The sequence below is a fragment of the Epilithonimonas sp. 33E genome (genome assembly GCF_059372615.1).
Genome location: NZ_CM182009.1, coordinates 1,681,129 through 1,697,176 on the forward strand (window position 1 = coordinate 1,681,129; position 16,048 = coordinate 1,697,176).

Genomic DNA, 16,048 nt, shown 5'->3' on the forward strand with positions numbered 1-16,048 from the left:
TTGTACCTTTATGTACCAATTATTGAATTATGAAAGCTCATCTGTTATCAGATAAATCGGTAAAGCAGATAGAAATCGTCAAAGTGAAGGGCAACGTCAGTTTTCATTATACGGATGATGTTTCTGTTGAAGAACCTTTGGAAATAAGGGTTGCTTATCATGTAGCAGATAAAAAAGAGACCAAAAATATCTCTGTAACCATGCGGACTCCCGGAAATGATGCAGAACTTGCTGCTGGATTTTTATTCACAGAAGGAATTATTTCCGCTCGTGAACAGATTAAAGACATCTATTCTCCACAGGCGGAATGTTCCAGAAACAGCGAAAATGTTGTCATTGTTGAGCTTGCAGAAGGCTTCGTTCCTGAACTTATGAAAGCTGACAGAAATTTTTATACCACTTCCAGCTGTGGTGTATGCGGAAAAGGTTCCATTGAATCCATAAGAACAGTGAGCACTTTTCATAATCATACAAAAAATAACACAGAAGTTTCCCTGGAAACTCTGTATCAGCTATCCGAAAAACTGCAGTCTTCCCAGAATAATTTCAGTGCTACAGGCGGTATTCACGCTTCCGGCATCTTTGATCTGGAAGGGAATCTTCTGGCGCTGCGTGAAGATGTAGGAAGGCATAACGCACTGGACAAACTCATAGGATATGCATTATCAGCGGATTTGCTTCCTCTCGACGATAAAATTTTGGTTCTTAGCGGAAGAGCCAGCTTTGAGCTTATTCAGAAAGCTGCGATGGGAGGAATTACGATTGTCGCGGCAATAGGAGCTCCATCCAGTCTGGCAATAGACCTTGCAAAAGAATTTGATATTACTTTATTGGGCTTTCTAAGAGACAACCGGTTTAATATTTACCATTCCGGCAGTCATTTTAACATTGAAAATATATTATGAAAATAAGAATTAAAGACAACTCCATAAGATTCCGTCTTACCCAGTCCGAATTGGCAAAATTAGGGCAAGACGGAGTCATTTCAAGCTTTACGGAATTTGTAGATCGTCCGTTTATATATGCTATTGAAAGAACGGAAGATGCAGAGCTTTCGGCAGCTTTTATCGAGAACAGAATGGTTCTGAAAATGCCTGCAGCAATGATTGCAGAATGGATTTCGACAGACAGGGTGGGTTTTGACGGACAATCGGGATTGGTAAAGATTTTAGTGGAAAAAGATTTTGTCTGTATCGATAATACATTGGAAGATCAAAGCGACAATTATCCCAACCCGAATATGAAATGCTAAATTTTTCATTAAACTTGATTAACACTTTAGCTATTTAAGTTTAATTATTAAATACAAAAAAGAGTACACAGGTAAAAAAAAATCAAAGGTTTTTTCCCTTTGCAGACTTTTGAAATACTTTAAATGAAGTCAATGAAGTCTTTGTCTCTTTTGCGGTTAAATTAAAATTAGTTTAAACGGACTTATTTTTTAAATGTAGAAATCATGGAAAACAAAGATGTGTTCAATAAAAAAGAAGAGGGGAGCAGATTACCTTCTGCCGAACCGCCTTATAAATTGCTGGATCTTAAGCTGAAACCTCCAAAAAAATGGGCTGCAGGTGTTCCGGCAGTGATTCATTCATTGGATCAATTGGTGCTTAATGCCTCTGTTCTTCGTGGCGGAAGGGCACTTTTCAGTATGAATCAGTTTGACGGTTTCGATTGTCCGAGCTGTGCATGGCCCGATCCGGATGATGAGCGTTCCAAATTGGGCGAATACTGTGAAAACGGAGCAAAAGCTTTAGCGGAAGAAGCCACATCTAAAAAGATCGGAGCAGAGTTTTTCAGGGAGAATTCGGTGTATGACTTAGCAAAACTGACAGATTTTGAAATCAGCCAGTTGGGACGAATTGCAGAACCCATGTACTTACCGAAAGGGGGAACACATTATCAGCCTATAAGCTGGGATGATGCCTTTAAAAAAATTGCGGAAAAACTAAACGCTCTCGATTCGCCGAACGAAGCCATATTTTACACATCAGGAAGAACAAGCAATGAAGCGACCTGGGTTTACCAGTTATTTGCCCGTGAATTCGGAACCAATAATTTTCCGGACTGTTCCAATATGTGTCACGAAACTTCCGGTTATGCCCTTTCCAGAAGCATAGGTATTGGGAAAGGAACCGTAAAGTTGGAAGACTTTTATGATACGGATCTTATCATAATCATCGGTCAGAATCCGGGAACCAATTCGCCGAGAATGCTTTCTGCACTAACGAAAGGAAAGAAAAACGGAGCCGAAATTATGGCCATCAATCCGCTTCCGGAAGCGGGATTAAAAGGTTTCAGAAATCCTCAGGAAGTTCGTGCTTTGCTTAATAAACCTTATGAATTGTCGGATTTATATCTCCCTGTAAAAATTAATGGAGATATGGCACTTCTAAAGGCACTTCAAATTCTCGTGCTGGAAGAAGAGGCTAAAAATCCGGGAAAAGTTCTTGACCATGATTTTATTACGAATAAAACTGCCGGCTTTAATGAATTGGTGGAAGAATTAAAACGGTATGACCTCAATTTCTTATCAGAAGAATGCGGTATTCCGGTTGAAAACTTAAGAGAAGCTGCACAGATGATCGCTTCAAAAAAACGCATGATCATTTGTTGGGGAATGGGAATCACGCAACAGCACAACGGTGTGGAAATGATCTACAACATCGTGAATCTCCTGTTGATGAAAGGAAGCATAGGAATCCAGGGTGGAGGAGCCTGTCCGGTTCGCGGTCATAGCAATGTGCAGGGAAACAGGACGTTACTGATTAATCATCATCCTACAACGGAACAATTGGACAGACTGGAGGAATATTATGGCTTTAAAGTTCCGAGAGAAGGCGGTTATGATGTTGTTAACGCGCTAAAAGCGATCCACGAAGAAAAGGTGAAATTTATGTTCTGTATGGGAGGAAATTTCCTTTCAGCGGCACCGGATACGACCTTTACAGCGGAAGCAATGCGGAAATTAGAAATGTCCGTCATTGTTTCTATAAAATTAAACAGAGGTCATCTTATCCACGGAAAAGAAGCCCTGATCTTACCGGTCATTTCCAGAAGTGAAAAAGATATGATAAATGGTGAGCTTCAGCATGTAAGTACAGAAAATTCAATGGGACTTGTGGAATGGTCAAGAGGAGTTCTCGATCCTATTTCAGAACATTTGATCAACGAAACGCATGTTGCCTGCAGAATGGCAAAAGCGGTTCTGGGAGAACGTTCCGTAGTGGATTGGGACAAATTTATCAACAGTTATGATGCTGTCCGCAAAGATATCGAGCAATGCATTCCGGGATTTGAAGACTATAATAAAAGGGTAGTTCAGAAAGGAGGTTTCTATCTTCCGAACGGACCAAGAGACGGGAATTTCAACAGTGAATTTAATCCCGGTAAAGCCGCTTTCAATATAACTGCCGTGCCGGATAATTCGCTTGCAGAAGACGAATATCTGATGGGAACCACCAGAACACACGATCAGTTCAATACGGTTGTTTATGGCTTGAATGACCGTTACCGCGGGATTTTCAATGAAAGAAGGGTCGTGATGATGAATGAAAAAGATATTGAAAAGGCTGGCCTTAAAGAAGGAGATCACGTAGATCTTTTTAATTATGATGACGGAATTGAAAGGATTGCACCGCTTTTCATTGTCGTGAAATATCCTATTCCTCAGAAAAGTACCATGACCTATTTTCCGGAAACCAACGTTCTGGTATCCATTAATAATGTGGTAAACGGAGCCAATATGCCGGCTTCAAAATATGTCCGCATCAAAATCCGCAAACATGATCCTCATATTTTTAAAAAGATTGACGATCATGTCATTGCTGCTGCAGGAACAAGTCTAGAACAACCATAAAATATATATTACGTAACAAATTATCATTCAATAATGATCATAAGAAAAAAGGAACACTGGTTCAGAATGCTTTTTGTGTGGCATGGCTCCGTTTTGCCCGCTTTGCTTCCCCGTTTGGGATTGCTTTTAATTCTTTCTTTGCTGGTAACCTATTTTCATGGAATCATTCTTTCGTTTAAAGTTCCGTTAAATCCTGCACCGCTCACGCTGTTTGGTTTTGTATTGGCTTTATTCCTTGGGTTCAGAAATAATGCCAGTTATGACAGGTTTTGGGAAGGGCGAAAATTATGGGGCGCTCTGTTGAACACTGCACGTTCATTGACGAGACAGGCAATGACTCTGAGTAATGTAAAAAATGACACGATTTCGGTCCATAGCTTTGTTAACTTACTTAGCGCCTTCGTTTTTGCGCTGAAACATCAGCTTCGGGGAACAGATGCTTATGAAAATTTAAAATCAAGGCTTAATGAAGACCATTTGAAAATTGTAGCAGAATCAAAGTATAAACCTGCAGTTATCATGCGATTACTTGCGGAATGGGTTCAGAAAGCGAAAGATGAAGGTTTTCTGGATTCTATTCAACAGGCACGTTTTGATGAAAATTTTGATAAACTTTCTGATATTTTGGGAGGTTGCGAAAGATTGGTTTCTACCCCAATTCCTTACAGTTATCGCGTTTTGTTACATCGAACGGTGTATATTTATTGTTTTTTATTGCCTTTCGGATTGGTGGATTCTTTGGGATGGTTTATGCCACTTATTGTCGTATTTGTAGCTTATACTTTTGTGGCATTTGAAGCGATAGCCGACGAAATTGAGGAACCTTTTGGAACTGATGCCAATGATTTAGCCTTGAACAGCATGTGCATCATGATCGACGAGACCATTCATGAAATGGTGGGAGAACATATTGCTGTTTCCCGGAAAATAACCCAGAATATTATTGATTAGCATTAAAAGAAAGTGATTCTTTATTCTTTACCATTTCTCAAAACTAAATATTACAAAAGATTATTTTGTCTCGAAATTATAATGAAATATTCTATTACATTTTCAGAAGTATCCGAAAAATTAAAAGGACTGATTTTCACCGATGAACTTTGTTGCTGTATTTTGTAAAGACAATATTAACTTTTGAAGTTCTAATTTAATGAAAACTTAAACAGCTTACCCTGATTGATAAGCTGTCTTTGGTAATTAAGAAAATATTAATAAGATTTAATTGAGATTCAATTTTATTTCTTGATGAACTTAAAAGTTTTATATATAGCTCCTGTCTTTACCTTTATAGAATAATTTCCCGGAATCAGCTTGTCAACCGAAATGGTTTTGGATTCGGAAGATATAATTTTTCTTCCATTCATATCATAGATTTCGCTGCTCACATTTTCATCTGCTTGGATATTGAGGATTGCTGATACAGGATTTGGATATATGCCGACTTTCTGTTTTCCCTGCAAATCTGTTGATGAAAGCATAGATTCTCCTCCGGCAAGATAGAGCAGTGAGTTTTCTGTCAGTTTTTTTACATTTTGATTACTTCCTCCCGGTGCATACCAGTCGTAAACACCTGCGCCATACCATATAATTGTTCCATCGCCTGTGTTTCTCGGATTGAATCTTGCAGCCTGAATTTCCGTTCCATCACAGTTTTCAAGAAGAATCTCGGCATTAAGTGTGGTTTGAAACTTTTGTCTTCTTTGTGCCAAAGTTGAGCTTGAACCGCCGGCATCATCAAAGATTCTTCCCCAGTTCAGATTGTATTGAAGCGCTCTGTTTTTCTTTTCCGTTCCTGTCCCAAGGAATTCGATGCTTTGCGAAGTATTGGTACAGCTTACTGAGCTGGTTGTTATTCCTGTGAGAAGGATAGATGTTGCAGTTCCGCTCCAGTTGGTTCCCCATGCTCCGGCAGTGTTTGCAGGATTTGCAGCCGTGTCACCGAAAGATTGGTTAGGTCTGTATTCCCAAGGGTTGGAAAGCCCATCAAAGACACCAAAAACTTCAAGCCCTTTTCCTGCAAAATTTCCCAGAAGAAGTTTTTTACCGGATTTGTAAAATTGCTTGATTTTCCACATAAAATCATCTTCCAGCTGCGAGCATTGACCGTTCCACTGGAATCCTGCTTCTCGTAGGACACAGTGTTTATCACCGTTTCCTTCAACAGTTCCTCTTGGCCATTCATTCAGTCTTTCTGTGTAAGTTGCGCCATCGCTTTGAATCCAGATCACATCATAGTTGCTGATATCAGCAGCTTCTGCAACATCCTGAAAAGAAAAATAATTCCCGGAAACACTAGCGGAATGCGCAGGAAGAAAAGTTTCCATAAACCAGACCGCTGCCGCTCTGTCATCATCATAAGTTAATCCGTCGCTGGCTGTCGGGATGTTGCTGCTATAAACGTCGGCTTGACCAATGAACGCAATTCTTTTAGTTTGTGCGTTGATATTAGCTAACATTATTCCTGCGAACAGGCTTAGATAAAGTTTTTTCATAATTTTTTTACTGAAGGTTAATATATATTTTCTAATTATTGTTATTCGTATTGTTTCAAATGTATCGGCAAAGCAGAATTGTACATTTCACTTTTTGTACAAAATGATTTGATTTTGTTTTGATGAATTAAATTTCGTTACAGTCCCTTTGTCTATCGAGGTTTTTTTGTGATTGGGATGATGATTCTTTCGATTGATTTTTACAATGATGTTACAGAACTTATAAAATTGTAACTTCTTGATATTGTTAGATGAATAACCTAATATTCAATTAACATAAAATACTCTCACCAAAAATTGTAGGTGTAAAACATCTTTATTAATATTGTGTTCATATGTCCACAAAAAAAGCTTTTAGAACGTTTGGTTTTCCCAAGGTTGGTACCGTTTTATTTTTGTTGCTGATGATTTTGCATGGTTGCAAGGATGCTTCAGCAAAGTCGGATAAAATAAATATCGGCTTCTCGCAAGGTTTGGGAAATCATCCCTGGAGACAGGCCATGAATCATTCCATGGAGATTCAGGCGTCTTTGCATTCTGAGGTGCAGCTAAGCATTAGCAAAGCAGAAGGGTCGGTTCAGAAGCAAATCGAGGATATTCAGAAGATGATAGATAATGAAGCGGATATCATCATTATTTCACCTATTGATCCCAATTCGCTGGTTCCTGTTGTGGAAAAAGCCTTTGCAAAAAAAATTCCCGTGATTTTGGTGGATAGAAAAATCAATTCTGATAAATATGCTACTTATATCGGTGCTGATAATGTGGAGATTGGCAAAGAAGCGGCGCAATACATTATTTCAGATTCTAAAAATTTAAAAAAAATCATTGAAATAAAAGGCGATGACAATTCTTCGCCTACAACGGAAAGAAGTCTGGGTTTTCAGCAAACTATTAAAAATAATTCCAATACAGAACTGATAAAAACCTTCAAAGGTCTTCCTGCTGAAGCATTCAGAAAAACTCTGGATTCATTGGGAAATCAAAGCCTGTATGTTTTTGCTTTCAATGACCAACTAGCAACGCAAGCATGGCAAATAGCGAGAAATGCCGGTGTGGAAAATCAAATCAAATTTATCGGTGTGGATGGTCTGAACACCAAAGACGGTGGAATCCAGATGGTTCTGGACGGTAAATTGAATGCCACTTTACTTTATCCTACCGGCGGAACGGAAGCCATTGAAACAGCTATTAAAATCTACAACGGGCAAATTCCACCGAAACGAATCAAGCTCAGTACAACCATTATCGACAGGCTGAATGCTGAAATTATGCGCAACCAGTTCGATAAAATCATCGAACAGCAGGGTGTGATTGAAAATCAGGTGAATGCCGTGAAAAAGCAGACCGAACTCTATTCTTCCCAAAGAGAATTGTTCCGATGGTCAGTTGTACTTTTGATTCTGATGTTTTGCCTGATTGCCTATGCTATTTACCTGATTTATACCATTAAAATTAAAAATAAACAGCTTACCCTCACCAACGAACGTGTGACGATTCAAAGGAATCAGATTGAAACCATTGCCAATGAACTCAAGGAAAGTAATGAAGCAAGAGTAAACTTTTTCACGGGTTTGTCCCACGAATTCAAAACACCGATAACCCTCATTTTAAGTTCTTTGGAATCATTGAAAGATACTTTTAAAAGTAAGGGTACAAAGCCGTCTTATGAGCTGGAACTGATTAATAAAAATTCAAACCGTTTGCTAAGGTTGGTAGATAATCTTTTGGATTTCAGGAAGATAGAAAATAAAACCTTTAATTTAAGGGTTTCCAAAACCAATATCTACGATTTCACTTATGGCATTTTCAGGGATTTTGAAAATGAAGCCAAAAAAAGGAATATTAAGTTCGAAATCCATTCCTCAAACAAAAATCTGGAACTGTATATTGACAGGAACCTGATGGATAAAGTATATTTTAACCTTTTGTCAAATGCTTTTAAATTCACACCGGACAACGGGAAAATTGAAATTACGATCCAGGAAAAAGGAAATCAGGCGGTTATCAGCTTCAAAGACAACGGTATAGGAATTCCGGAAAAAGAGATCAGCAACGTTTTCGAACCCTATTTTAAAGGTTCCAACAACCGGAAAAACAGTTCAGGAATTGGGCTTCATCTCAGCCGTCAGTTTATGGAGCTTCATCTCGGGAAAATCGAGGTCAGTTCTTTTCAGGGAACGGAATTTATCATCAGCCTTTACAAAGGAAACAAGCATTTCAATGAAGATCAGATGATAAAAGAACCTAGTGTTATGGATGCGGAAACGTTGGCAAAAGAAGATGTTTTTGGCGCGGTGGAAGAAGGAAGTTTTATGCAAAATCAAGAGAATTCTGGTGATCGGTATTCTTTGCTTTTGGTGGAGGATAATTCGGATTTGTCATTTTTCCTCAGCAACAAGCTTCAGACGGAATTTGATGTGATGGTTTCCGATGGTACGGATGCGATTGATAAAGCGCTAAGCGAAATTCCCGACATCATTGTCTGCGATGTGAATCTTCCTGGAAAAAACGGATTTGAAATCTGCGAAATCCTGAAAAATGACCTCAGAACATCTCATATTCCGGTTATTCTTCTCACGGCTTTGGACAATAAGGAATCTTATCTTCAGGGACTGAAATCCGGGGTTGATCTTTATCTTACCAAACCATTCAGCTATCCGATTCTGACACAGTCACTGCGTTCATTGCTTTACAACCGAGAAAAACTACGTTATTATTACACCAACAACATCGGAAGAATTGTGGACAGCAAATCCTTCGGAAATATGGAGCAGACGTTTGTGAACAAATTGAATCAAATCATCAAGACCAATATTGACAATCCCGATTTTTCAGTGGAAAATCTTGCAGATTTACTTAATATTTCAAGAATTCAGCTTTACAGAAAAATAAAGGCAATGTTTGACGTGAATGTAAGCGACTACATCAACAATATCCGTCTGGAACAGGCAAAATCGATGCTGCAAAATCCCGGACTGACTATTTCCGAAATTGCTTATAAAACAGGCTTCTCTTCCCCGAATTATTTCTCCACAGTCTTCAAAAATAAGTTTGGGGTTTCTCCGAATGTTTTTAGGAAGAGCGTTGGTGAGGAGTAATTAATCCTTGTATATCTTTTCTTTTCTTTTCTTTTCTTTCCCGAATAGAGTAGCAATATCCGTGCGAACGAGATATCGTTGTTAGCACTAATAAAACGTCGTTGCTCGGGTGAACAATGATCGAAGTATCATCTTATAAAAACTAAAGCCGTAGTTTCCAAAAAACCGACCTCAAATTTCGGTCAATCTTCCCACACTAACATTCGTTCATACTTCTAAAAGTCCTCATAATCTACGTAACATTTTTATAGAATGGTGTTACATTTTTGAAACATCATTATCATATTTTGAAATTACATCAATTTTAAAATTTTGATTTTCAGTTAATTAAAATAAGTTAACAAATAATTAACCTTGACGAAATATTTTGTTACATAATTAGACCTTCGCATTCCTGTCCCGGGATATATTAGCCACAAACAAAGTAATATTTTTCAAAAGGTGAAATCGCTATGGTTTGTAAACGCAACCATCAATAAGAAGAAGCGATTCCATTTGATCAATAAAAAATAATAAATATTTATATATGAATAAAATTTTGATGTGGTCTGTCACTGCGGCTTTGGCAGGATTTCTTTTCGGGTTTGATGTTGTGGTGATTTCCGGAGCCGATAAAAAACTGCAGGCACTTTGGCAGAGTTCAGACGCATTTCACGGTGCGGTAGTAATGGGAATGGCATTGTGGGGAACCGTTATCGGCGCCATCTTTGGCGGAATTCCGACCAACACATTCGGGCGTAAAAAAACACTTTTGGCAATCGGTGTCTTATATGCACTTTCAGCAATCGGAACAGCGCTTTCCAATGATCCTTATATTTTCGCATTTTTCAGATTTATGGGAGGTTTGGGCGTTGGAGCATCTACCATTGCAGCGCCGGCTTATATTTCCGAAATCGCTCCTGCAAAAGATCGCGGAAGATTGGTTTCATTGTATCAGTTCAATATTGTTTTGGGGATTTTGGTAGCCTTTTTATCCAATTATCTACTCAGTGGAATCGGAGATAACGACTGGAGATGGATGCTTGGTGTTCAGGCGATTCCGGCAAGTATCTACACCTTATGTGTTCTTATAATTCCTGAAAGCCCAAGATGGCTCGTTTCCAAAGGCAGAATAAATGAAGCCAAAAATGTAGTTAAAATCGTAAATCCGGATCAGGATTCTGACCTACTCATTTCTCAGATGGAAGAAGATCACGCCGAAGCACCAAAGGAAAATATCTTTATGAAAAAGTATCGTTTTCCGCTGATGCTCGCTTTTCTTGTCGCATTTTTCAATCAGATGTCGGGCATCAATGCATTCTTATATTATGCACCGAGAATTTTTGGTGAGGCTGGATTGGGCGAGAAAACGGCACTTCTCAGCAGTATCGGGATTGGAATTGTCAATATGGTTTTTACGTTGGTTGGTGTTAATCTCATCGACAAAGTTGGTAGAAGAACCCTGATGTACATTGGTTCTATCGGCTATATCATTTCGTTAGGATTGGTTTCTATGGCGTTTTATTTCCATTGGTCGGGTTTGGCGATTCCTGTGTTTTTATTCCTGTTTATCGCTTCTCACGCCATCGGACAGGGAACGGTGATCTGGGTTTTTATCTCCGAGATTTTTCCGAATCATCTCCGTGCATCAGGACAGGCATTCGGAAGTTCTACGCATTGGGTTTTGGCAGCGATCATTCCGTCCCTTATCCCGACATTATTTTCTACGATTGGCGCCGGAACGGTATTTCTGGTATTTACGATCGCAATGGTATTCCAGCTGTTATTTGTGATTTTTATGATGCCGGAGACAAAAGGCGTATCACTGGAAAAATTAAGCAAAACACTTACAAAAGAATAAAATATTCAAAAATCTTCGAGAAAAATAATTCAATGAAAAAAATAATATCAAGTTTAATTGTCGTTTCTGTCTTTTTTTCGAATCTCAACGCTCAGTCGGATTCTAAGAAGGAAGAGCAGCTTTACCGCCCCAATTTCCATTTCAGTCCCCAAAAAGGATGGATGAATGATCCGAACGGGCTTTATTACAAAGACGGTGTTTATCACCTGTTCTTCCAGCATTATCCCGATGGAAACAAATGGGGACCGATGCACTGGGGACATGCCACAAGCAAAGACCTTGTCAAGTGGGAAGAGCAGCCGATTGCTCTTTATCCGGATGATTTGGGATACATTTTCTCAGGAAGTGCGGTGGTCGATAAAAATAATACTTCAGGTTTCGGGGATTCCAAAAATAATCCTGTCGTTGCGGTGTTCACGTATCACAATCCCAACCGGGAAAAAGACGGTAAAATAGATGTAGAATCCCAGGGAATTGCTTACTCTTTGGATAATAGCAAAACTTGGACAAAATATAGTTCAAATCCTGTACTTAAAAACCCGGGAATTCGTGATTTTCGTGATCCAAAGGTATTTTGGGACAGCAAAAGACAGCAATGGATTATGGTTTTGGCGGCTCAGGACAGAACGCACTTTTACGCTTCAAAAAACCTGAAAGAATGGACGTTCCAATCCGAATTTGGAAAAGATCTGGGCGGTCACGGCGGCGTTTGGGAATGCCCTGATCTATTTCCATTAAAAATAGAAGGCACCAATGAAGAAAAGTGGGTTCTGATCGTCAATATCAATCCAGGCGGACCAAATAATGGTTCTGCAGGACAATATTTTGTCGGTGACTTTGACGGGAAAATTTTTAAGATTGATGAACATTTCACGAAACAGCTTCAGAAAGAAAAAGCAGCCTGGCTGGATTGGGGAAAAGACAATTATGCCAGTGTTTCGTTTGATAATGTTCCGCAGGGAAAACGGGTGATTATCGGTTGGATGAGCAACTGGGAATATGCGCAGGAAGTTCCTACGGAAGCGTGGAGAAGCAGTACGACAATGGCGAGGGAAGTTTCACTCAAGAAAACAAAAGACGGCTATATTCTTAAAAATATTCCCGTTGCCGGACTGAAAAATTATCAAGGAAAATCTATCCGGAAAAAAATCGATCTTAAGGCTGAAAATAAATTAGTAAGTCCTTCAGAAATTGACATGACTAAAGCCGTTCTCGATTTAAATTTAAAGAAGATGACTGCCGGAACTTATAGCTTTTCTCTGAAAAATTCTTTGGGAGAAGAAGTCGTTTTTGGAATTGATAATAAAACAAAAGAATTGTTTGTAGATCGTTCCAAATCAGGGAAAACAGGTTTTGGAAACCATTACGCCACGCCGGTTACCAAAGCGCCTTTGAATCAGATGTATCCTGAAGCAAAAATGAAACTGGTCATCGACAAGACCTCCATTGAAATCTTCTTCAACGACGGCGAAAAAGTAATGACCGAAATCTTCTTCCCGAACGAACATTTTTCAGAATTGACCTTATCAACCGACACGAAAGGAAGCTCGTTAAATATCTATGCAAATCAGCTTGATATTAAATAAACAATATCTGTGTAGAACATTCCGTAGACAATCAATTAAAATTAAAACTATATGATATGAAGAAATATAAAATTGTAGTCGCCTTTTGCCTTCTTCCGTTTTCCTACATTTTTGCGCAGGAAATTGTGAAAGGAAAGGTGCTTTCTCCCAATCAGAAACCGCTGAGCGGCGTGACTGTCACCGTTTCCGAAACGGGTGCTACTACCACAACTGATAGCAGCGGGACATTTCAGATCAATGATTTGAAGAAAGGAAACACACTGGTTTTTACTTATCCCGATTATACTACGAAAGAAGTGGTGGTGGATGAAAAAACTGTACTCAACATCATTTTGGCATCTGATAGAGTCAAAAACATTGAAGAGGTGGTGGTAACAGGCTATACTAAACAGAAAAAAGCCGACATCACGGGTGCGGTTTCTGTTGTCGATATGAAAGATCTGAACAAACAAGGGGAACCTAACCCCATCAAATCCCTTCAAGGAAGAGTGGCAGGGTTAAACATCTCTACGGACGGTTCGCCTTCCGGAGGCAATACCAAAATCCTCATTCGTGGGATTAGTACCTTGAAAGATGGCAATACAGACCCGCTTTTCGTGATAGATGGCGTTCCTACAAAAGCAGGAATGCACGAGCTAAATCCTGCCGACATTGAAACGATGCAGGTGCTGAAAGATGCTTCCTCCGCAAGTATCTACGGTTCCAGAGCGGCAAACGGTGTCATCATTATTACCACCAAAAAAGGGAAAAAAGGAAAGATGAGAATCGACCTGAATTATTATACGGCCTTTTCCCAATATGCAAAAAAGACCCCTGTTCTCAACGCAAAACAATTCGGGCAGGTGCTTTGGCAGGCTAATATCAATGACGGTCTGAATCCGAATCTTAATAATCTAAGCTACAGCTTCGACTGGGGTGTTCAGAATGGCGTTCCGACCCTATACAACAGCTACGTTCCGGAATATCTGGATGCGGCAAAAACCATCAAATCGGCCAACACCAATTGGTATGATGAGGTTTCCCAGACCGGTGTTGCCAATTCTTTGGATGTGGCGGCTTCAAGTGCTTCGGATAAAGGTTCTGCCTTCTTCTCAATGGGTTATTATGACAATGACGGTATCGTAAAGCTGACCAATTTCAAAAGATTGTCTGCCCGTGTGAACACCTCTTATAATTTTTTCGATGGTAAGTTGAAAATCGGGGAAAATTTTACGTACAATAAAACCAACGAATTGATGGATCCGGGTGTTCTTGATCCGGCATTGAGAGCATTGCCCATTATTCCTGTTCATACTGTGGATGGAATCGGGTGGGGCGGTCCGGTTGGCGGGATGAACGACCGTCAGAATCCTGTCCGTCTTTTGGAATACAATAAAGACAACGGTTATCGTTACCAAAGGTTTTTCGGAAACGTTTACGCAGAGCTTATTCCTGTGAAAAACTTGACACTGAAATCCAGCTTCGGTATCGATTTTTCCAACTATTATAAAAGGATGTTGCAAAGAAGTTATGTCTCTGGTTATCTTCAAAACAAAACAAATGCTGTGAACATCGACCAGTCCGATACTGAAAAATGGACTTGGACCAACACGGCTCAATATACCGCAAAAGCAGGTAACCACCACTTCGATTTGCTTGGTGGAATGGAAATGTACAAAGATACTTTTAACAATACCTGGCTCAGAAAAGAAGGATTTCTAATCGAAACGCCAGATTATATGTATCCTGATGCAGGAACCGGCGATGCCTTCAATGGCGGAAGTTCTACTTATTACAGCCTCTTGTCCTATTTCGGAAAATTAAATTATGATTATGACAACCGTTATCTTTTTTCTGCTACGCTACGCTATGATGGCTCATCAAGATTTGGAAAAAATTACCGTTTCGGAACATTCCCGGCATTTTCTGCGGGATGGAGAATCAACAAAGAAGATTTTGCTGAAAAAGTTATTCCGTTTTTCTCAGATTTAAGGCTGAGAGCAGGCTGGGGACAGACCGGTAATCAGGAAATCAGCAACTCGGCAGTGTATTCTCTTTACATCGCCGATTATGCAGGCGGCAACCCGACCTGGGCAACTTCTTACGGAACAGCTTATGATATTTCAGGTGTTGGAAGCGGTTTACTACCGTCAGGATTCATCGCAACACAGACTAGGAATGACAATTTAAGATGGGAAACCACTACACAAACCAATTTAGGTTTAGATTTTGGAGTTTTCAATCAGAAACTGACGGGAAGTGTGGATATTTATAAAAAAGAAACCAAAGACCTTCTCGTAAGGCCGGATTACATTGCTATAATCGGCGAGGGCGGATACCGCTGGATGAACGGTGCTTCTATGGAAAACAAAGGGATTGAATTCACTTTAGGTTATGGCGATAAAACTGCTGGCGATTTCGGCTACGATATTTCCGGGAATTTCTCGATGAACCGAAACAAAATCACGGAATTGCCGCAATCGGTTATCAACAATTATGGTGGAAACGGAACTACGGATAATATCTTGGGAAGACCAATTGGTTCGATGTACGGGTATGTTGCAGATGGACTTTTCAGAACGCAGGCTGAAGTAGATAATTCCGCTACTCAACCGGGCAAAGGATTGGGAAGGATTCGTTATGCCGATTTAAATAATGATGGAATTATCGACGACAAAGACAGAACATGGATCGGAAATCCGAATCCGGGATTTATGTATGGCGTTAATCTTAATTTCTCCTATAAAAATTTCGATTTGTCGATATTCTGGCAAGGTATAGGCGATGTGGATGTCATCAATGTCAAAAAATACCAGACCGATTTCTGGAGCGTAGATGACATTGGTTCCAACAAAGGAACAAGATTGCTCAATGCTTGGTCGCCGCAGAACCCGAATTCCGATATTCCGGCGCTTACAACGGTGGACAGCAATGGGGAGAGTAGATTTTCATCTTATTATTTGGAGAATGGAAGCTATTTAAAACTGAGGGTATTACAATTAGGTTACAGCATTCCCAAAAATCTATTGGAGCAGTATAAAATTACCAATTTTAGAATCTATATCAGCGCACAGAACCTTCTGACTATCAAGTCCAAGAGTTTCACAGGCATTGACCCTGAAACGCCTGCTTTCGGTTATCCACTTCCGCTGACATTCAATTTTGGAATTAATTTATCCCTTTAAATTTTT

Annotated in this window: 9 protein-coding genes; 8 read left to right on the top strand and 1 reads right to left on the bottom strand. The window is 39.6% G+C overall.

Annotation, left to right across the window (positions count from 1 at the left end; genetic code table 11):
• Window positions 1-29: 29 nt before the first annotated feature.
• The 4 genes from fdhD (at window position 30) to AC5P2S_RS07855 (ending at window position 4,810) form a co-directional block, all read left to right on the top strand.
• Window positions 30-905 (top strand): formate dehydrogenase accessory sulfurtransferase FdhD, encoded by an 876-nt coding sequence (gene fdhD, locus AC5P2S_RS07840; RefSeq protein ID WP_494556850.1) that lies wholly within the window; start codon window positions 30-32, stop codon window positions 903-905.
• On the top strand, window positions 902-1,252 hold the full coding sequence (locus AC5P2S_RS07845; RefSeq protein WP_494556851.1) for a DUF7009 family protein: 351 nt from the start codon (window positions 902-904) through the stop codon (window positions 1,250-1,252). Before fdhD ends, AC5P2S_RS07845 begins: the two co-directional genes overlap by 4 nt.
• A gap of 204 nt (window positions 1,253-1,456) precedes the next feature.
• Entirely contained in the window at window positions 1,457-3,859 is a 2,403-nt protein-coding gene (locus AC5P2S_RS07850; protein ID WP_494556852.1) for an FdhF/YdeP family oxidoreductase, read from the top strand.
• A 33-nt stretch (window positions 3,860-3,892) separates the two neighbouring features.
• Entirely contained in the window at window positions 3,893-4,810 is a 918-nt protein-coding gene (locus AC5P2S_RS07855; protein ID WP_494556853.1) for a bestrophin family protein, read from the top strand.
• A 284-nt stretch (window positions 4,811-5,094) separates the two neighbouring features.
• Here AC5P2S_RS07855 and AC5P2S_RS07860 read toward each other — a convergent pair whose 3' ends face one another.
• Window positions 5,095-6,351, bottom strand: a complete 1,257-nt coding sequence (locus AC5P2S_RS07860; protein WP_494556854.1) for a DUF4960 domain-containing protein — start codon at window positions 6,349-6,351, stop codon at window positions 5,095-5,097.
• Window positions 6,352-6,686: 335 nt separating this feature from the next.
• Here AC5P2S_RS07860 and AC5P2S_RS07865 point away from each other — a divergent pair, with 335 nt between their 5' ends.
• The 4 genes from AC5P2S_RS07865 (at window position 6,687) to AC5P2S_RS07880 (ending at window position 16,042) form a co-directional block, all read left to right on the top strand.
• Entirely contained in the window at window positions 6,687-9,452 is a 2,766-nt protein-coding gene (locus AC5P2S_RS07865; protein ID WP_494556855.1) for a substrate-binding domain-containing protein, read from the top strand.
• Window positions 9,453-9,978: 526 nt separating this feature from the next.
• Window positions 9,979-11,292 (top strand): sugar porter family MFS transporter, encoded by a 1,314-nt coding sequence (locus AC5P2S_RS07870; protein WP_494556856.1) that lies wholly within the window; start codon window positions 9,979-9,981, stop codon window positions 11,290-11,292.
• A 32-nt stretch (window positions 11,293-11,324) separates the two neighbouring features.
• Window positions 11,325-12,878: a glycoside hydrolase family 32 protein gene (locus AC5P2S_RS07875; RefSeq protein ID WP_494556857.1), complete on the top strand. Its 1,554-nt coding sequence runs from the start codon at window positions 11,325-11,327 to the stop codon at window positions 12,876-12,878.
• Between the two features lie 56 nt (window positions 12,879-12,934).
• Window positions 12,935-16,042, top strand: a complete 3,108-nt coding sequence (locus AC5P2S_RS07880) for a SusC/RagA family TonB-linked outer membrane protein (RefSeq protein ID WP_494556858.1) — start codon at window positions 12,935-12,937, stop codon at window positions 16,040-16,042.
• Window positions 16,043-16,048 lie beyond the last annotated feature (6 nt).